Source organism: Microcoleus sp. N3A4 (genome assembly GCF_036701805.1).
In the GTDB taxonomy this organism is placed as follows: Bacteria; Cyanobacteriota; Cyanobacteriia; order Cyanobacteriales; family Microcoleaceae; genus Microcoleus.
The window spans coordinates 33,100-52,068 of sequence record NZ_JAUBRJ010000029.1 but is presented as its reverse complement, the minus strand read 5'-3'; the positions used below and the strand labels follow the sequence as shown (position 1 = coordinate 52,068).

Sequence of the window (18,969 nt, the reverse complement as noted above, 5' to 3'; positions counted from 1 at the left end):
CTCATCTCATTCTATATTTATCTGCAAAATCAACAAGAATTTGGCGGTATTCGCTACTGTTAAAAAAAGCATCTCCATTATTGTGCTTAGCATTAGGAACAAGTAAAATTTTCTTAGGTTCAGGAGAAGCAGCATACAACTGTTTACTCATCGCAGCGGGAATCAAAGGGTCAGCAGTTCCGTGGGCGAACAAAACCGGAATTCGCAGCAATTTAACCTTAGCCAAAGAATCAAATTTTTGCGTCAGCAGCAGCCGCACCGGAAACAGTCGCATCATACTGTAGCGTTTTACCATATCCAGCATTGAAGTGAACGAACTTTGAACAATTAATCCCGCAGCTTCTGGATGTGCGATCGCTAATTCCACAGCAACAGCACCTCCAATTGAATGACCGTACAAAAAGATTTCGCTGGGCGACAATTGCCGCTGTTTCACTAAATAATTATAAGCTGTTTCCGCATCTTCATATACCCGAGCTTCGCTGGGAAAGCTGCCTTGACTGCGCCCGTAACCCCGGTAATCAATCAGCAAAACCGAAAAACCCAATTGCCGAAAGCGGTAAGATTGATTGATATTCGCACCGATGTTAAAACCCCTGCCGTGCAGGTACAATAGAGTTCCTAATGATTGTCGATTTGCGGCTGGCAGCCACCAACCGTGCAGTTTTTCAATTTTGGGCGATCGAGTTTTAACTGGCAACCAAACTTCTTGGTAAGCGATGTTAAAAGCATCCGGTGTTTTGGCGATTGCAGGTGTTGGCTGAAATATCAAACGAGTTTGCAGAATAAACAAGAGTATACAGGCAGCAATGTAGGCGATCGCCCAAAATTTTACTAAAGACGATAGCAACTTCAAACAATGTCTGTATCTATTTTGTATTTCGAGCATTGTGGAAAATCCAATAACAATTCGACTATTTATCCAAATTAACAACAATAATTATTAACTTCAAAAAGTAGCCTATTTTGAGGTAAAATCAATCCTGATGCTTCCTCATTTAACAATTGGTTGTATATTGTATCCGCTTCCCAAAAAGATTCTTGAGGCAAAAATCTAAATATTGATGCAGCAACATATTGTTTTTCTTTTTCAAAGCTTATCCAGTTTCTTAATAATTCTTCTGCTGCATGACCCGTAGTATTAGATCCAGAAAAAATATCTACTACCAAGTCTCCCGGTTCAGTAAGAAAATTTATAAAAAATGACGGTAATCTTTGGGGAAAACGTGCCGGATGCGCCTTAACATTAAACTCTTTGCACCAACGCAAGTATTGAGAATTACTTTCCGAATTAGAAATCTCTAGCAAATTAGATGGAATAGCACCTCCATTATCTTTGGCAAATCGATCGCTAATATTGTGACCGGAAGGACGTTCTTTGGGCGTGTAAAATTCATCAGCATTTTTCAAAAGTTTTTTCATTCTCTCAGAATACTCTACTTTGACTTTAGTAATATTCGCTTGAGGGTGATTTGTTTTGGAAAGCCACCAAACAGTATTCACAGAATCTTTAGCCCTGATTTTCTTTTTATTCACCCACTCTATAGGAGATGGAAGTTTTGAAGGATTAAACCAGAAAAATTCTTGAGCAAGTTTAAATTCATATTCGTCACATAACCTAATAAGTACGCGGTAATTGTACAGCGAACGTATAGGTATTCCTTTTTGATAAGCACCTCCAAGGTCTATAACAAAACTTCCAGTATCCTTGAGAACTCTTTTAATTTCAGGAGCAAAGCCCAGCAGCCAATCAACATATAAATCTTGATCTTCATTTCCATAACTCTTTTGGCGTTGCAGTGCAAAAGGAGGGGATGTTATCACCAAATCTACAGAATTGCTAGCAAGATTATTCAGGAGATTAAGAGAATCTCCCAAATAAGATTGACCGTATTTGGTGGTGTAAATTGGGGCGGGCAAAAGGTTACTCATGTTTAATTTAGATTAGTTTAAGGTACAACAGACACAGCCTACTGTCATTATATCGAAATCCGTACTTTCAGTTATATTTGATCCGTACTTTCAGTACGTTGTTTTGTGTATAAATTCTTCGTACCATTCAAAAAGCGAACTTTCAGTTCGTTTTTATGAAGGGTGAGGGGTATGAATTACAAAGAAGCCAGACAACAATTTGCGGCTAAGGTAAGTCAGTTACGCAGAGAAAAAAGGATGACACAGGACGAGTTAGCAGAACTCATAGACAAGACTACTGACTATATCAGCTTATTGGAACGCGGTGAAAGATCGCCATCCTTTGAAGTTATTTTCGCTCTAGCTGAAGCGCTCGATGTACCCGCTCCTTATTTAATCAGTTTTAGCCAAAGCGGCGAGAGTACAGCTCTCATTAGCACCCTGATAGCTGAACCAGTTTCTCCCTCTGTTGTGGAGCCGGTTGAAGAGGCTGTTACCACGGAAGAAGAACGCATTTCAGATGCTAAACGGCTAGAAAATGCTATGAAAAGCATCCAAGAATTGCAAAATCTGGCTAGTGAATATGGTATTGCGGATATTTTTCAAGATAACGGGGGAAAGACTTTACAGTTATTAATCCTTTTAGGGCTGCGGATATCGCCTGGGCGTGAAGGAAACGATGCTATTGATGCTGAAGGAAAAGAATACGAACTTAAAACAATAAATATTGCTCTCAATAGAAGCGGTGGGGTCACTACTCACCATCATTTGAATGAAATTATACTTGACAAATATCGCAGAGTAGAAGCTTGGTATATTGGACTGTATGAAGGCATAACTCTCAAAGAGATTTATAAACTTACACCTGAAAAGCTGGAACCTAAATTTAAAGAATGGGAAGAAAAGGTGAGGCTAAGAAACGAGCCGCTAAACAATCCTAAAATTCCCTTAAAGCTAGTAAAAAAAGGGCAACTTGTCTACTCTTACAGTAAATAATAGTTGCCCGATAGTGTTTAAAGGAGATTAGGTTGTGTTTGTGTAGAAGCGATACGTTGCCTACACGTAGCGACTTTTACACTCAAGCTACCACGAAATTAACCAACTTTCCAGGCACTACAATTACCTTTTTAATCTCCTTACCTTCAATGTGACGCTTGGCCAACTCCGACTCGCGAGCAAACTTTTCTAAAGCAGCTTTATCAGCACCCGAAGGCACTTGAATTGTGCCGCGAGTCTTGCCCATAACTTGAATTACCAGAGTAATTTCATCGGTAACTAATGCAGACTGATCGACACTCGGCCAAGTTTGCGTATGCACCGATTCACTGTTACCAGTATTGTGCCACAACTCATCAGCAATATGCGGCGCAAAAGGCGCTAACAAGCGAATCAAAGTGTTAATTCCTTCTGCATAAACTGGCGAGTCTTTACATTTAGCATCATTCAAAGCATTGCTGAGTTTCATCATTTCAGAAACAGCAGTATTGAACTGATAATCGCCCTCCAAATCGTCGCTAACTTCCTTAATTGCAGTGTGAATCGCCCGCCGCAAATCCTTCTCAGGTTTACTTAACACCTCTTTCTCCCCCCCTTGGCAAGGGGGGGCAGGGGGGGGTGGAGCAAACTCTGTCACCAAACGCCAAACGCGATTTAAAAAGCGAAATTGCCCTTCCACATCGGCGTCGTCCCACTCTAAATCCTTCTCTGGAGGCGCTTTGAATAAAATAAACATCCGCGCCGTATCTACCCCATATTTTCCCATAACTTCCAAAGGGTCAACACCGTTATATTTTGATTTGGACATCTTCTCGTAGAAGACTTCCAAAGCTTCACCAGTTTCAGGATCTTTGGGATTTTCGGGGTCTATATCTGCTGGGGGAACATATTTGCCCGTAACGGGGTTTTTGTAGGCCATTGCTTGCACCATGCCTTGAGTTAACAGGCGTTTAAATGGTTCGTCACAATCGATCAAACCCCGATCGCGCAAAACCTTGGTAAAGAACCGCGAATACAGTAAGTGCAAGATTGCGTGTTCGATGCCGCCCACATATTGGTCTACGGGCATCCAATCATTTGTCTTCGCCCTATCGAAGACTTGCTCTTGATTTTGAGCATCGGGGTAGCGCAAGAAATACCACGATGAATCGATAAAAGTATCCATCGTATCTGTTTCCCGCTTCGCCGCAGTGCCGCAACTCGGACAAGGAACGTTTACCCATTCTTCCATCTTTGCCAAGGGCGAACCTTTGCCAGTAAATTCTACATTTTCCGGCAATAATACGGGCAAATCCGATTGGGGTACGGGTACTGTGCCGCAGTTGGGACAGTGAATTACAGGAATCGGAGCGCCCCAATAACGCTGTCTAGAAATCAACCAATCTCTCAAGCGATATTGCACTCGCGCTTTGCCATAACCTGAATTTTCGGCATGGTGAATAATCGCTGCTTTGCCTTTAATTGAATCCATGCCGTTGAAGCTTTCGGAATTAATCATAATTCCTGGTTCTGTGTAAGCTTCGGTCAAGGGCAGCTCATCATCATCCACAATTACTACTTTAATTGGCAGTTGATATTGATTGGCAAATTTGAAATCTCGCGTGTCGTGGGCGGGTACTCCCATGACTGCGCCGGTGCCGTATTCGTACAGCACGTAATCGGCAATCCAAATGGGAATTTCTTCGCCGTTGAAAGGATTAATTGCTTTGCCGCCTGTGGGGATGCCGCGCTTTGGTTTGTCTTCGGCTGTGCGATCGATCTCGCTTTGGGCAGAGACTTCTTTGGCAAAGGTTTCGACGGCGGCTTTTCTGTCTGGTGTAGTAACGCGATTAGTTAATGGATGTTCCGGCGCTAAAACAAGGTAACTGACGCCGTAAACTGTATCGGGACGTGTGGTGAAAACGGCGATTTTTTCATCCATGCCGACAATCGGAAATTCCAAGTAAGCACCGACAGATTTGCCGATCCAGTTGGCTTGCATTAATTTGACTCTTTCTGGCCAATCGGGCAATTTGTCTAAGTCGTTTAATAACTGTTCGGCATAATCGGTAATTTTGAGGAACCACTGCCGCAATAATTTGCGCTCAACTTTGGCACCGGAACGCCAGGAACGACCTTCGTTATCGACTTGTTCGTTTGCTAAGACTGTTTGGTCGATCGGGTCCCAATTAACTGCTGCTTCTTTTTGATAAGCTAATCCTGCTTCTAAAAATTGCAAGAAAATCCATTGAGTCCACCGATAATAATCGGGAGAACAAGTTGTAACTTCTTTTGTCCAGTCGAAAGAAATACCCAGGCGGCGAAATAAGCCTTTCATCTGGGCAATATTTTCATACGTCCATTTTGCAGGGGGAATTCCTCGCTCGATGGCTGCATTTTCTGCGGGCAAACCAAAAGCGTCCCATCCCATCGGATTCAATACCCGATAGCCTTGCATTCGCTTGAGTCTGGCAATTACATCGATGATTGTGTAGTTGCGGACGTGGCCCATGTGCAAGTTTCCCGACGGATAGGGGAACATGGATAAGGCATAAAATTTAGGCTTTTGGGTATCTTCTGGCATCTGGTCTAAGTTTTGCTCAGCCCATGTCTGCTGCCATTTTTCTTCTATGGATTGGGGGTTATATCTGGAATCCACAACAATTGCTCCGTGTAGGATTTACTAATGTTTGCTTGAACATTTTTGCACATTCAAGGGGCCTCGATTCGGATTTTTCTGAGCTCCAAGCATTTTGGCTCCAATATCTGTATTATATATTGTAGTATGGGGAATTTTAGTTGGGGGGCGATCGGCAAAACCTCCCATTCGCCGTTAAAAAAATCAGACTTACGCACGGGTGGTCAGAAACCGGGTTTTTTGTGAGAATATTTCGTTACAGTCGGCAAAACCGTAAAAAACCCGGTTTCTTTGGTCTTGATGCGTAAATCCTAAAAGAATAAATAACCGCAATTCCCAGAAACCCGATTGATAAAATAAATCGGGTTTCTTAGCATTTATTCGGGCTTAAATGCTATCTGGATCGATGTTCAATTCGCGCAGTTTGGCGGCTAAACGTTCGGCCCTTTGAGATTCTCGTTCGGCCCTTTGAGATTCTCGTTCGGCCCTTTGAGATTCTTGTTGTAGGCGCTGGCGATCTAATAACCCCTGTTCTTCTACTTCCGCATAGGAAAGAAACTTTTCTCCATCAGGTCGATAAATTTCTAAACCTTCTGAACCCAACTCAAACCGCACACCCAATCTCGGACTTATCCATCCCTCCATCGGCTCAATTACTTCTAACATTCCTTCAATTTTTTGCCAACCTTGCAACTCATTTCTTTCTGGATCGTAAAGGTAATATTCCTCAACTCCGTGACGCTGGTAAAATGAAAGTTTCTTATTCATTTTGGTTTGGCTGTCGTTGTGGGAACGAATTTCAAAGGCGACTTGAGGAGTGATATTGTCCTCTCGATATTGTATGTAGGAAAGCCGATCGCCCTTTGGCCTCCCAAATACCACCATCGTATCAGGTGCTTGAGAAATCTCTGGTTTCCCCTCAACGGGATACCAGAGTAAATCGGCGGCTACAAAAACGTTAGGGTCATTCTTAAACAGCGATTCGCAACCTTCTTTAATTTTGACAATTAATTCGTATTGAATTGTGCTTTCTGCCATCGGTTGACCGTCGCTGGAAGGATAAATAATTTCTGCGGTTGTGACTTGCATAGTGGTTGTCTCCGAGAAGTATCTGGGTTTAATTATACTATTGTTTGAAGCAACTCTCCGCGCCGAAAATGGCACTGCTGTTTCCCTAATGACCGAATATTCAAAATAGCGAGCAGCGGCGCTTCAAAGCTGCTTGCAAAAGAGTGTTGTACAGTTTTTCCTTAACAGTATAAGCGCCGAATCTTTCCAAGTGCGGATTGTTCATTTGAGCGTCGAAAAGTAGATAAGATCGATCGCGCAATCTCTCCACCAACTTCACCATCGCCACCTTAGAACCCTCGGGAATTCGGTAAAACATCGACTCCCCAATAAACGCACCGCCGATCGACAATCCGAGAATACCGCCCGCCAATTCGTCCCCGCACCAAGTCTCGAAGCTGTAAGCCCAACCGGCCTCATACAAACCCCAGTAAATCTGTTTGAGTTCCTTAGAAATCCAAGTCGTTTCGCGATCGGCACAACCCTCAACCACCGCCCCAAAATCGCGGTTCACAGCCACCGAAAACCGATTTTGATTGAGTTGGCGGCGCAGCGATGTGGGATAGGTAAATCTTTCATCCAGGGGAATCAGCGCCCGCTGACGGCTCGAATACCACCCCAAACTCTCCTCGCCGTCATTTGCCATCAAGAAGTAGCCTTGGGCATATCCTTGTATAATTGTCGGTATATCATATTGCATATATTTATCAGTTGTCATTTGTCAGTTAACTTTTCAAAGTCAACATTAGCAATTAGGAATAATCATGTCTGAAATCATTGAACCTATTACCTTACCGCCCGCCAAAAACCCCGAACAAGAAGGCCAATGGCTCCAACAAACGCTGCTGGCATGGCTAGACTCCGAGTTTATCCCAGAAGCAGCCAACCAGCAAATAGCTAAAAGAGCTGCCCAAATCTATGTCCGCCAGCGTATGGAAGGCGAAAACGACCTGGGCAGCCTCGTAATTGCGATCGTCACCGAAATGCAGGCTTATGATTTTTCTAAAAGCTTCTACGGCGAATTTGCGATCGCCAATGCCGTCAGCGACTTGTTACTCGAAAGTCTCGGCATCGATAAATGCTGCGGCCAGTGAAGCAAGAAGGAGGAAAATTTAACTCATAAGTCTGAAACAAAAATCAACCCCAAACCTAATCCTGCCGATTAATTGTGAGTTTTTTCTTCCTTCTTCCTTTTTCTTTAGAATAAATTTCCAGAAACACGACAATTTCAGAAAAACATCATCCGTGTATCCGTGTCATCATCCGTGTCGTGCCTTCCTTCTTTCTTCGTGCTACCAGCTAGACTTCACAACACCGGGCAAAAGACCTTCGTGAGCCATTTCTCGCATCATGTTGCGAGACAGTCCGAAGTCACGATAGTAACCTCTGGGCCGTCCAGTTGCCCAGCAGCGGTTCCGCAAGCGAGTCCGCGAACTGCTGCGGGGTAGCTGTTGCAGTTGGCGGTGAATCGCCATTTTGTCCATCTGATTGCTAGCTTGGTCAAACTGGTCTTTCAGGTCTTCCCGCTTGTCGGCGTACTTGTCTACGAGTCTCTGGCGCTTTTTCTCGCGCTCGACCATGCTCTTTTTAGCCATAATCTGTTGATATCCTTAGATAAATCACAATCTACTATTTTACTATATTTTAGTCATTTTGGATAACTTTAGTTTGAAATATTTTTATTTACACACAACAACTGATCTGATTTGTAGAGTGCGTCAGTTCATATTGTGCGATCGACAGTTGCTCGAATTCGAGCTGACGCACCCTAGGAACTACTCCTGGTTCTCGCCAAGAGTTTGTTGTGCAGCGTCTCGAATGTGGAGGATGCGAACTGCGGGCACATCTTCACTTTCGGCAATAGTGAAAAGAATTCGGTATGAGTTGCGCCCTTTACCGTAAAGTAATTGCCGAATTTCTTTACTGAAGTATTGATTCTCCCTGGCTATAGGACAGTGTTTTGGCATCGCCGATAAAGACTCGATTGCCTTCAACAATCCCTCATACCACTCCCTTGCTTTCTCTGGTGATATCATCTGAGATAAGAGCAGGAATGCACTATCAGCTTGTGCTTCTGCAACGCTAGAAATTTCAATGATATATGTCATCAATTCGCTGGAAAACTGTACTTGGTGCGCTGTGATTTAGCAAATTCATCAAAAGAACGGAACCGTCCTAACTCAAAATCATTTAACCCCTCCTGAATACCCTCAATAGCTTCTTCAGAGTCTCGGGCTTCCCATTCTAATATCCGAGTTAGCAATTGGGCAGCAACAAGGCTAATATCTTGTCCTTCCCGATCGGCTTTTTCACGAAGTAGTGCCTCTATTTCTGGACTGAGGGAAATCGCAATACTCATATACTTACTTCCTTAGTATTAAGCTGTTGACAAGAATTATAGCAAACTCAAAAAACGAGCGACCGATCGAGTTCATTTATAAACTCTTCATTTCAGCAATTGTAAGGTGCGTCAGATTCTATATTTTAATGCTAGTTGCGAGCCTCGGCACTGACGCACCCTCCGAAATATTAGCAGAAGGACACAAATCTGCAAGTTCGCAAATATTGCAAACCGGATTTCTCGCATTACAAACTGCCCTGCCGTGATAAACCAACCGAATCGACCAATTTTCCCAATCCGGCTGCGGCAACAATACCATCAAATCCCGCTCGATCCTTGTAGGATCGGTATGTTCGGTCAATCCCAACCGCTGACTCAAACGTTTGACGTGAGTGTCTACGGTCACGCCCATATTAATACCAAAAGCGTGGGCGAGAACGACATTAGCTGTTTTGCGGGCAACTCCGGGCAATTCTAGCAGCAGTTCCATCCGCTGCGGCACTTGATTGTTAAATTTATTGACGATCGCCTGACAAGCACCTTTAATGTTTTTAGACTTATTGCGGTAGAAACCAGTCGATCGCACGAGACGTTCCAATTCTTCTAAATCAGCATTTCCCAAAGCAACCGCATCGGGAAAACGCTCAAACAAAGCCGGCGTTACCAGATTTACTCGATCGTCCGTACACTGAGCCGAGAGAATCGTCGCCACCAGCAACTGCACGGGAGTTTCGTAGTTGAGAGTACAAGGAGCTTCTGGATAGAGGCGTTTGAGGCGAATCAGAATTTCTAGCGATCGTTGTTTTAAACTTAACTTTTTAGTCATTTGTTATGAGTTATTTGTTATGAGTTATTTGTTATGAGTTATTTTTTAAATCGTTTCCGGTTGAATCGGAATAGTATATTTGGATAATGTCAGTGCGAGCGTCCCCGCTCGCGATTTTGTTAGCGAGCATCCCCGCTCGCGATTTTGTTAGCGAGCATCCCCGCTCGCAATTTTGTTAGCGAGCGGGGACGCTCGCACTACCTAATACAGTCAACCGTCAACAATCATTTCGGTGCAAGCGGAATTGATATCATTTACTGTTGCATTAAACTTCGCAAATCAAACCCAGCCAAATTAGCAGTATCCCGAATAATCAAGAAAACTCCCAAACCCAACAACAGCATCAAACCAGTCTGCATAACATTTTCCTGAATGCGGTTCGGCAGAGGCTTGCCCCGCAGTCCTTCTATTAACAGAAAAGCTAGCTGACCGCCGTCCAAAGCAGGTAATGGCAAGATATTAATCACAGCTAAATTGATGCTAATTAACACCGCATACTGAAACAAACTCGCAGCATCCGATTTGGCAATCCCTGCACCAATGGCCACAATCGCCACAGGCCCGGACAACTTGTCGGCAGTCTGGCTGAAATTGCTAAGTAACTGCCCGAAACCTTGAACCGTCAGCACCACAATCCGCTCAAATTCTGTCGCGGCCTTGCTAAACGCCTCTACAAATCCGGCCCTCTGCCGCACCACAGTGCCGTTAGAAGTTAGCTGCACGCCAATGCGACCTTTGCCGTCGGGCGACTCTTCAGGAGTTACTGTCACCACAAATTTTTGTTCTTGGCGCTGAATTTCCAAAGCTAGGGGTTGGTTGGGATGATCTTGGATTGCTGCGACCAATAATTTGATTGCTTCGCGGGAAGCGCCCAATTCCTTGCCGTCAACAGACAGAACAACGTCGCCCGATCGAATTCCCGCTTGTTTGGCGGCCGAACTGACTTCCGCGGCGACTTCCGGGACTTTAACTCCCGGTAGGTAGTTCATTTCTGCCGCGCCGACTGTGCCCAATTGCACCACCAGCAGGAAGTAAGCAAAAACTAAGTTGGCAATTACCCCTGCACTAATGACGATCGCCCGATCGAGCACGGGGCGATTTTTGAGCAAATTCGGGTCATTTGGGGGAATTGTACTGTCTGGATCGTCGTCTGGGAAACCCACGAAACCTCCCAGGGGAAAGGCGCGGAGGGCATATTCAGTTTCCGGGCCTTGGTACTTCCAGAGGATGGGCCCGAAACCGATGGAGAAGCGGTTGACGTGGATGTGTTGAAGTCTCGCCGCCAGGAAGTGGCCGAGTTCGTGAACGACAATCAAGATACCTAAAACTGCGATCGCTGCCAAAACTGACATGAAGGATTCCACTAACACTTTTACTGGACTTTGATTTATTTTAATATCTTTTTAATATCGGTGGCTTCGGAGCAGCAATTTTCAGTCAAACTGGAAGGTGGCATTTTAAGCCAAAGTCCAGGCCGGTACGCGATCGGGCTGATGTAAATTTTCGCCTTTCTAAAGGAAGAAGGAAAAAAAATAATTCAACCGATGCCCGATGCCCGATGCCCGATGCCCAATTCCCAATTCCCAATTCCCAATTCCTCATTACCAATTCCCCATTACTAATTCCCAATTATGAAAGACACTTCTTTGAATATTATCGCTATTTCTATCTTTGCCATCACCGTTTCAATATTGTTGGGGCCCCTATTCAACTTGCCAGAAGCCGTACCTGCGATCGCCACTTTTTGCCTGTTGGGGCTAGCTACTCTCGACAGTTTCCAGTGGCAAGGTCAAGGCGGTACTATTTTATTAGATTGGCTGGGAGGAACTTCCAAACAAAAGCGCGATCGTATCCTTCACCACGAAGCCGGACACTTCCTCGTTGCCCACCTCTTGGGAATTCCCGTAACCAGCTACGCCCTCAACGCTTGGGAAGCTTTCAAACAAGGCCAAACAGCCCAAGGCGGCGTCCGATTTGAAGACGAACAATTAGCATCTCAACTGCAAAACGGCACTCTTTCCTCCCAACTTTTAGACCAATACTGCACCGTGTGGATGGCCGGAATCGTCGCCGAAAAATTTGTTTACGGCAGCGCACAAGGAGGATCAGAAGACCGCACAAAAATTAGCGCAATCTTAACACAAATGCGCCGTCCCAGTTCCGAAATTCAACTCAAACAAAACTGGGGTTTGCTGCGAGCCAAAAACCTGATTGAAAGCCACAAATCAGCTTACGAAGCCCTAGTCGCAGCAATGGAAGAAAGAGCAACCGTCGCCGAATGCTGCGACATTATCCAGCAAAATTTGTAGGAGAAAGATTACCCACTCTTGCCCGATCGACCCGGTGTCTTTGTATATTTGTTACTAAAACCCATATTTTGCGTAGAAACCGGCTTGAAGAGCGTAAATTTTATAGAGATTTAAAATTCATGTCAGAACCAAAAAATTTTGCAACAACACTGCAAACAGCGAACCCAAATCCAGAAAAATTGCTGTGGCTGTTCGGTTTCCGCATTGACCCCGACACCGAAGTACCGAATCTATATACTCTAATTGTCTATGGAGGACAAGAGCCGCCTTTAGTAGCCGGCGGTCAACTTGTATTTTTTAGCCGTCCAGAATTAGCGATTAACGCTCTCCAATTGTGCGATATCGATGTCAGCGAACTGGAAAAGTTACCAACACAAATAGACGCTATTTGTGACATAGCAGAAACGCTTTACTTGCTCGATGCCGAAGATGTTGACGAGTCAGCTACTATCCTCAACTGTTTGAACCCGCTTTTAGATTTAGTGAAAGTTACTTTAATACCGATGCCAACTGAATACAAGCGCATACTTTATCATTTTGCCGACCATTTGAATATTGAGGAAGAGTTTGCAAGTTTTTTAGATGAAGAAGATATTCAGCGATCGGAGATTGTGAATGCTATTTTGTGGTGCGTGGGAGCAATTACAGCAAAATCTAGATTGTTGACCTAGTGATTTAAGAAAAACTAGAATGTGCATCGATAATAGATAATACCGCAAAAGGAAATTGTGCCATGACTCTAACAGATGTACGCTTGTGGACTGTAGGCGAATACCGCCGCATGACCGAAACTGGCATTCTCAATCCCGATGAACGAGTCGAATTAATTGACGGGCAAATTATCTCAATGAGTGCAAAAAATCCTCCCCACGCAGCAACTAACCTCTGTGCAGCCGACTATCTCAGAAATCTGCTGGCAGGACTTGCTTTAATTCGCATCCAAGACCCGATCGCTCTAAGTGATAATTCAGAACCAGAACCGGATATTGCTGTAGTGCAAATCGACCCCCGGCTGTACCAAGATTTTCATCCCGCACCCGCCAACATTTTCTTATTAGTAGAAATAGCTGATACGACTTTAGAAACAGACCGCAAGCGAAAAGCACCGGCTTATGCTAAGGCCGGAATTCCTGATTATTGGATACTTGATGTTAACACGCGGCAAGTTTATGTTTTTCGCGAACCGATGGGGGGAAATTACAGGCAAGAAACTATGTTTAATGAAGATGAAATTTTGTCAATGCTGGCATTTCCAGAAATAGAAGTTCAGATTTCGCAACTGTTTCCTTAAGTCTGTGGGTGGCGGGTTTATCGATATCTTTAGCTACCGATCGATATTTCGGGTAAAACCCGCCCCTTGTAGGGTGCGTCGCTGCTAGATTTTCGAGCTTGGGAAGTAGATTATCTGTGGCGACGCACCCTACGGTATCTACGGGTATTGTGTATATTGATATCGTTCGAATTACCAAAACGTTGTAGGGGCGGGTTCACAAACCATACATAACAATGACGGACAATTCATATAAACCCGCCCCCATCCCACCGCAAATCTGAACGTACATTTGGCTTGTTTGTTGGGTAGTAGGGGCGGGTTTTTGAGATTGTTTGTTTTGGGGCGATTATTGTTGGTGAACCCGCCCCTACAAATCTATCAATTCCCAATTCCCAATTATCAATTACCAAATTTTCAGGATCATCCCGATCGCTCAAGTAAATTTAGTCATAGGACGCATACCGAGTTATACTCCTACTACAAAGCCCCCACCTGCAAAATCACCCCGAAATCAAAGTTTATGAGCAACACTTCCCCGCCTCACCCAGCCGCCGACAACCCCGAAACAAAAAAACTCAGTTTGTCAACAAAATTAGCATACGGTGCCGGCGACCTCGGCCCCGCAATTACTGCGAATGTTTTGGTATTTTTCCTGCTGTATTTCTTTACCAACGTCGCCGGCTTGGCTGCGGGTACTGCTAGCAACATTTTGCTGATCGGCAAGGTTTGGGATGCTGTAAATGACCCGATTGTGGGGGTTTTGAGCGATCGCACATCTCACCGCTGGGGGCGCCGGTATCCTTGGATCGTTTACGGGGCAATTCCTTTCGGCATCTTCTTCTTTTTGCAGTGGATTGTTCCCAGCAAAGATCCAACGATACTATTTTGGTACTATGTGGCGATCGCCATTTTGTTTAACACGGCCTACACCGCCGTCAACCTGCCTTACACCGCCCTCACTCCAGAATTAACCCAAGACTACAACGAACGCACTAGCCTTAACAGTTTTCGGTTTTCTTTCTCGATCGGCGGCAGCATTTTGTCGTTAATTTTAGCGCAAATTATCTTTGCAATAGTTAAAGATGACACCCAAAAATACTTAGTATTAGGCGCAATCTGTGCAGTGATTTCAGTGTTGCCTTTGTACTGGTGTTTTTTAGGAACCCGCAAACACGTTATCTCTCAATTGCAAGAAAATCCAGTAGAGGACAGTTCAACTTCCTTGCCACTGAAAGAACAGTTGCGGATTGCATTTAACAATCGCCCTTTTTTGTACGTAATTGGAATTTACCTCTGTTCTTGGCTGGGAGTGCAATTAACTGCTTCTATTTTGCCCTACTTTGTAATCGACTGGATGAAACTGCCGGCAGCAACTTTTACCCAAACTGCGATCGCAGTTCAAGGAACTGCACTCGCCATGTTATTTGTTTGGAGTAAAGTCAGCGAGAGATACGGCAAAAAAGCCGTATATTTTATGGGCATGAGTTTGTGGATTATCGCCCAAGCCGGACTGTTTTTCTTGCAACCAGGACAAGTAGTCCAGATGTACCTGCTGGCAGTCATGGCAGGTGTCGGAGTTTCTACTGCTTATCTAATACCTTGGTCGATGATACCGGATGTAATTGAACTCGACGAACTCCAAACAGGAGAAAGACGCGAAGGCGTGTTCTATTCGTTTATGGTGTTGTTGCAAAAAATTGGTTTGGCGCTCGGTTTGTGGTTTGTGGGACAAGCATTAGAAGGAGCTGGATTCCTTGCCACAGTTCAGGGACAGGCTGCGCCAGTACAGCCGGATTCTGCACTGTTTGCGATTCGAGTTGCGATCGGGCCGCTGCCGACAATTGCTTTAATTGCTGGCATGATTCTCACACATTTTTATCCGATTACTCGCGAAGTTCATGCAGAAATCTTGTTGAAACTTAGAGAAAAGAAAGCACAAAATCAGTAAGCGGTAATGAGTAGCGGGTAATTAGTGAAGTCAAAAACTAACAACTACAAACAGCTAATTCTGGCGATACCCATAGCAATCCTCCCATCATGTGCGAACTCTTTCTCTTCCCTGAAGAATGTGTCATCAGCCTCTTTCATGGGTTGGTTCAAAAAAAAGCCTGTTGCGTTTCCCGAAAGGATTGCTATAGCTTGCTCGGAGGGCGAATCAAAGCGATAGTTTTAGTAATAAGTCCAGGAACCCAGAAACCGGATTTTTCTACAAAAAAACATAACATCGCGCAGCACCATCCGCCCCGGTAGAAAAACCCAGAACGCTTGAGTTTTTCGAGATGTCGATCGAGTTTGAGAACACTAATTATTAATTTATATGTCTTTCGCGCCTAATGAGAGCAGTTTGTGATATAATCGCGAAAATTAGTAATTCTCTGAAACTTCAGCAATCGTCCAGCTCGTTTAAAAGTTTATAATTAAAAGAAGAGACAGATTTTTCAGGGAAATTGATTGGATTAGTTGCCGTTCCAAAAATCTGCTGAATGCTGCTAATTATATCTACATGGAAAATGCAAAACTTTTTAGTCGATCGGTTAGCGGGTAAGTTAACAAGTGCTGCCGTTGAGAGCGAACAGAAAAATTGCATAGATGACAAGGCAATACCAGCGCAAGCGGCGGCTGAGGTGTTAAGGCAAAATGTAAAAGTTTGGTAAAGTTATTGCGCCCCCTGCGACGAAGCTCAGCGACACCCGAAAAAGTTGGCAGATTCCCCCAGAAAGCCTAAATACCAGCACAACATAGCAGACAGAAATGCAGTCGGATATAACTCTCTCTTCAGTTAGTAAAAAAACTTTTGCCGCCAGCAAAACATAGAAATTTAGTTATTTTTGTATACTATGTGAAAGTTGTGAGAACTATTAGAAGGAAGTGGAACCGACCAACCAAGAATCTCCTGTGATATCCTTAAGTCAATGGTGAAAGTATCAACCAGAAAGTCCCCTGAACTGAGCTGATTTTACTAACAAAATCTCAAAGAGGTCAACATGGAAAGAGAACAGGACGCTCATATCGTACCCATTAGCAGCCAGAGCAGACAGGTGCAGCAATTTTCCGTTGACGAGGGAGAAGAGTTAAGCGCGCAGCCTCAGAAAGGATTGAATCTAAAGCCGTTGTTGAGGACTTTTCAGCGAAAAGCCCTCGTCATTATTGGGATTATCGGTCTCGTAGGCGGTGGAGTTACTTATCAGATCAAGGGAGGTAAGCAAACATATCAAGGCGATTTTCGGATGCTAGTGGAACCCGTGACAACGGAGGCAAGAATTGCTGACCCCGCTGCCCTAGCCAATCGCGGCGAGGGGGGGGCAGTGCCTAGTCGAGATTTTTTTAGTTTGGACTACGCAACTCAACTTCAAATTCTCCAGAGTCCTCAGATGCTGTCGGCTATTGTTAAACAAGTCCAAAAACGATATCCAAAATTTACCGAGGAACTTCTTCAAAAAAATTTAGTCGTTTTGCGCCTTGGAGAAAATGAATTGACGCTAACTAAAATTTTGGAAGTTCGCTTCATCGGGACTGACGCTGAATTAGTTGAGTTTGTTTTACAAGAAACTAAAAAGAAATATTTAAAGTACAGCCTTGACGAACGCAAAACTCGCATTGGTGAAGGTGTTAAGTTTATTGAAGACCAGCTTCCGGGACTCAGCAAGCGCGTAAACGATCTGAAGTCGGATTTACAGGTGATACAGCAGCAGCAAAAGATTACCGATCCTAAAGAACAAGGCGCGCAATTGATCGGGCAAGTTCGGGCAATAGAAACTTTAGAGTTAGAAACTCAAAGGCTGCTGCAAGAACAGAAAACGCTGTACGCTAACTTGCAAAAACAATTAGATTTTACACCAAATGAAGCTATTGCTGCTTCAGCTTTAAGCGAAGAACCTCAATATAAAGAGTTGCTGACCAAGGTTAAGGAAGTAGAAGGTCAGATTGCTGTAGAAACAGCTCGTTTTAAATCGGCTAACCCTATAGTGGAAGCTTTAGAGCGCAAGCGGGCAAATTTAGTAGCTTTGCTCAACCAGCAAACCCAGCGAATTTTGGGGCAAAATTTAGTAGGCGCGGAAGCTAATGCTAAAGTTCAGAATTTTCAAAATTCGATTCGCATAGGCTTGATTAAACAATTGGTTGATACTGCCAACCAAGTTCAAGTCTTAGAAGCTCGCAGTCAGGCGATCGGCCAAACTAAAAACGATTTGAACCGACAAGCAAGAGAATTTCCCAGCATAGCCCGCCGCTACAACGAACTGCAACAGCAATTAGAAGTAGCAGCCCGCACCCGCGATCAACTTTTAAGTCAGCGGGAAACTCTCCGCGTCCAAGCAGCTCAAAGCCAAGTACCTTGGGAAATAATTTCTGAACCACGGATACCGCGAGATCCTAAAGGCAAGTTGATTCCACTTGCATCTAAAAATAAAAACAAATTGGTGATGGCAGTTGTTGGGGGGCTAGTGTTGGGTCTGGGAGCAGCTATCCTGATTGAAAAGTTCCGCAATATTTTCTACTGTGCTGATGACGTTAAAGATGCGATCGATGCGCCTTTATTGGGAGCAATTCCTCTGGACAAAAATGCTAAAAATTTTCCGCCTTCTATTGCTAATTCCTATGCTTATCTTGAAGGAAAAGAGGGGAATAAGAAAATTGCTTCGGAATTTATAGAAGCTTTTGACTCTCTTTATACTAATATCCGCTTTCTTTCTTCAAATCGAACGATTAGCTCTTTGGCAATTGGTTCGGCTACAGTTGGCGAAGGCAAATCTACCGTTGCTTTAAACTTAGCTCACGTGGCAGCGCTGGCGGGTCAGCGAGTGCTGTTAGTAGACGCGAATTTGCATTCGCCCAGCCTGCACTTGCTGTTGGAACTGCCTAATGTCAAGGGATTGAGCAACTTGCTCGACAATAAAAACGAACCCGATGAAATTATCCAGCGATCGCATTTAGCAGATAATCTTTTTGTATTAACTGCCGGTCTCGCTGTTCCCGGTACTGCCAGACGGCTTGCCTCGTCTCATATGCAGTATTTAATGGAAGAACTGCACGCAACATTTGACTTAGTGATCTACGATACGCCGCCGCTGGTGGACAGTAAAGATACGAATTTTTTAGCAGCGCGCACAGATGGAATACTGCTGGTTGTAGCAATTCGCCAGGTCAAGTTTTCTGTAGTCAAAACAGTTGTCAGTCAATTAGAAAATTTTGGCATACCGTGCTTGGGAACAGTTGCTAATCATGCCACCAAAGGTAAAAAATATCAAGCATCTAAATCATCAGTTGTTGAAGAGAAAAATGAATATTTGAATTTTTCACCAGCATCGTCTAACATCCGCAAACTAGCTTCCAAAAAAGAGTGATATCATGTCCGATCGACCACAATAAAATTGGTTTGTAGTGAGGAATGCAAGTCCTCAGATTTTTGGATGACTTGCATTCCTCACTACAAACACCTGGATTGCGGGTAATTGACCGACATGATATGAGAGCAAAAAAGATGACAATCAAGCAATTCGGTCTCTTGCCCCCGGATTCATCCGTGGAGCGAGAAAAAAGCCCCGAATCCCGATCGCAAGCCCCCAGATTTACAGCGTATTCCAGGTTGGTAGGGACAAAGGCTTTCGCCGTGTCCCTACCGAGGATATA

18 protein-coding genes are annotated in these 18,969 nt (G+C 44.2%); 8 read left to right on the top strand and 10 right to left on the bottom strand.

Translation table 11 applies throughout. The features are described 5' to 3' along the window. Position 1: 1 nt before the first annotated feature. Together QUA56_RS18020 and QUA56_RS18015 are read right to left on the bottom strand one after the other, a co-directional pair. Positions 2–889 carry an alpha/beta hydrolase gene (locus QUA56_RS18020; protein WP_333359978.1) on the bottom strand — a complete coding sequence of 296 codons (888 nt, stop codon included), beginning with the start codon at positions 887–889 and terminating at the stop codon, positions 2–4. A 38-nt stretch (positions 890–927) separates the two neighbouring features. After that, positions 928–1,932, bottom strand: a complete 1,005-nt coding sequence (locus QUA56_RS18015; RefSeq protein ID WP_333359976.1) for a site-specific DNA-methyltransferase — start codon at positions 1,930–1,932, stop codon at positions 928–930. A gap of 171 nt (positions 1,933–2,103) precedes the next feature. Here QUA56_RS18015 and QUA56_RS18010 point away from each other — a divergent pair, with 171 nt between their 5' ends. Beyond that, a complete protein-coding gene (locus tag QUA56_RS18010) occupies positions 2,104–2,907 on the top strand; it encodes a helix-turn-helix domain-containing protein (RefSeq protein WP_333359973.1) in 804 nt (267 codons plus the stop codon). A gap of 82 nt (positions 2,908–2,989) precedes the next feature. Here the strand turns inward: QUA56_RS18010 and leuS are convergent, their stop codons facing one another. The 3 genes from leuS to aat form a co-directional block, all read right to left on the bottom strand. Beyond that, entirely contained in the window at positions 2,990–5,545 is a 2,556-nt protein-coding gene (gene leuS / locus QUA56_RS18005; protein WP_333359971.1) for a leucine--tRNA ligase, read from the bottom strand. Positions 5,546–5,911: 366 nt separating this feature from the next. Then, positions 5,912–6,613, bottom strand: coding sequence for a Uma2 family endonuclease (locus QUA56_RS18000; protein ID WP_333359969.1), 702 nt, complete (start codon positions 6,611–6,613; stop codon positions 5,912–5,914). Between the two features lie 100 nt (positions 6,614–6,713). Then, entirely contained in the window at positions 6,714–7,292 is a 579-nt protein-coding gene (gene aat / locus QUA56_RS17995) for a leucyl/phenylalanyl-tRNA--protein transferase (protein WP_333360031.1), read from the bottom strand. A gap of 64 nt (positions 7,293–7,356) precedes the next feature. Here aat and QUA56_RS17990 point away from each other — a divergent pair, with 64 nt between their 5' ends. Further along, positions 7,357–7,686, top strand: coding sequence for a hypothetical protein (locus QUA56_RS17990; protein ID WP_333049991.1), 330 nt, complete (start codon positions 7,357–7,359; stop codon positions 7,684–7,686). Positions 7,687–7,884: 198 nt separating this feature from the next. On the opposite strand, the gene rpsN is transcribed toward QUA56_RS17990, so the two are convergent. The 5 genes from rpsN to rseP all read right to left on the bottom strand — a co-directional run bounded on the left by rpsN (position 7,885) and on the right by rseP (position 11,111). Continuing rightward, positions 7,885–8,187 (bottom strand): 30S ribosomal protein S14, encoded by a 303-nt coding sequence (gene rpsN, locus QUA56_RS17985; protein WP_333148712.1) that lies wholly within the window; start codon positions 8,185–8,187, stop codon positions 7,885–7,887. A 180-nt stretch (positions 8,188–8,367) separates the two neighbouring features. Further along, a complete protein-coding gene (locus QUA56_RS17980) occupies positions 8,368–8,700 on the bottom strand; it encodes a type II toxin-antitoxin system RelE/ParE family toxin (protein ID WP_333359967.1) in 333 nt (110 codons plus the stop codon). Further along, positions 8,700–8,951, bottom strand: a complete 252-nt coding sequence (locus QUA56_RS17975) for a hypothetical protein (protein ID WP_333359965.1) — start codon at positions 8,949–8,951, stop codon at positions 8,700–8,702. The genes QUA56_RS17980 and QUA56_RS17975 overlap by 1 nt, the downstream gene beginning before the upstream one ends. Before the next feature lie 118 nt (positions 8,952–9,069). Next, positions 9,070–9,759 (bottom strand): endonuclease III, encoded by a 690-nt coding sequence (nth, locus tag QUA56_RS17970; RefSeq protein ID WP_333359960.1) that lies wholly within the window; start codon positions 9,757–9,759, stop codon positions 9,070–9,072. A 254-nt stretch (positions 9,760–10,013) separates the two neighbouring features. Then, a complete protein-coding gene (gene rseP, locus QUA56_RS17965; RefSeq protein WP_333359958.1) occupies positions 10,014–11,111 on the bottom strand; it encodes an RIP metalloprotease RseP in 1,098 nt (365 codons plus the stop codon). A gap of 279 nt (positions 11,112–11,390) precedes the next feature. On the opposite strand from rseP, the gene QUA56_RS17960 reads away from it, so the two are divergent. The 6 genes from QUA56_RS17960 to QUA56_RS17935 all read left to right on the top strand — a co-directional run bounded on the left by QUA56_RS17960 (position 11,391) and on the right by QUA56_RS17935 (position 18,683). Beyond that, positions 11,391–12,068, top strand: a complete 678-nt coding sequence (locus tag QUA56_RS17960) for an ATP-dependent Zn protease (RefSeq protein ID WP_333359955.1) — start codon at positions 11,391–11,393, stop codon at positions 12,066–12,068. A gap of 119 nt (positions 12,069–12,187) precedes the next feature. Beyond that, positions 12,188–12,739 carry a hypothetical protein gene (locus QUA56_RS17955; RefSeq protein WP_333359953.1) on the top strand — a complete coding sequence of 184 codons (552 nt, stop codon included), beginning with the start codon at positions 12,188–12,190 and terminating at the stop codon, positions 12,737–12,739. Positions 12,740–12,801: 62 nt separating this feature from the next. Next, complete coding sequence (locus QUA56_RS17950; protein ID WP_333359951.1) at positions 12,802–13,359, top strand: Uma2 family endonuclease; 558 nt, start codon at positions 12,802–12,804, stop codon at positions 13,357–13,359. A 502-nt stretch (positions 13,360–13,861) separates the two neighbouring features. Next, positions 13,862–15,289: an MFS transporter gene (locus tag QUA56_RS17945; protein WP_333359949.1), complete on the top strand. Its 1,428-nt coding sequence runs from the start codon at positions 13,862–13,864 to the stop codon at positions 15,287–15,289. Positions 15,290–15,851: 562 nt separating this feature from the next. After that, positions 15,852–15,995 (top strand): hypothetical protein, encoded by a 144-nt coding sequence (locus tag QUA56_RS17940; RefSeq protein WP_333359947.1) that lies wholly within the window; start codon positions 15,852–15,854, stop codon positions 15,993–15,995. A gap of 330 nt (positions 15,996–16,325) precedes the next feature. Beyond that, positions 16,326–18,683 carry a polysaccharide biosynthesis tyrosine autokinase gene (locus tag QUA56_RS17935; protein ID WP_333359944.1) on the top strand — a complete coding sequence of 786 codons (2,358 nt, stop codon included), beginning with the start codon at positions 16,326–16,328 and terminating at the stop codon, positions 18,681–18,683. The last annotated feature ends 286 nt before the right edge of the window (positions 18,684–18,969 follow it).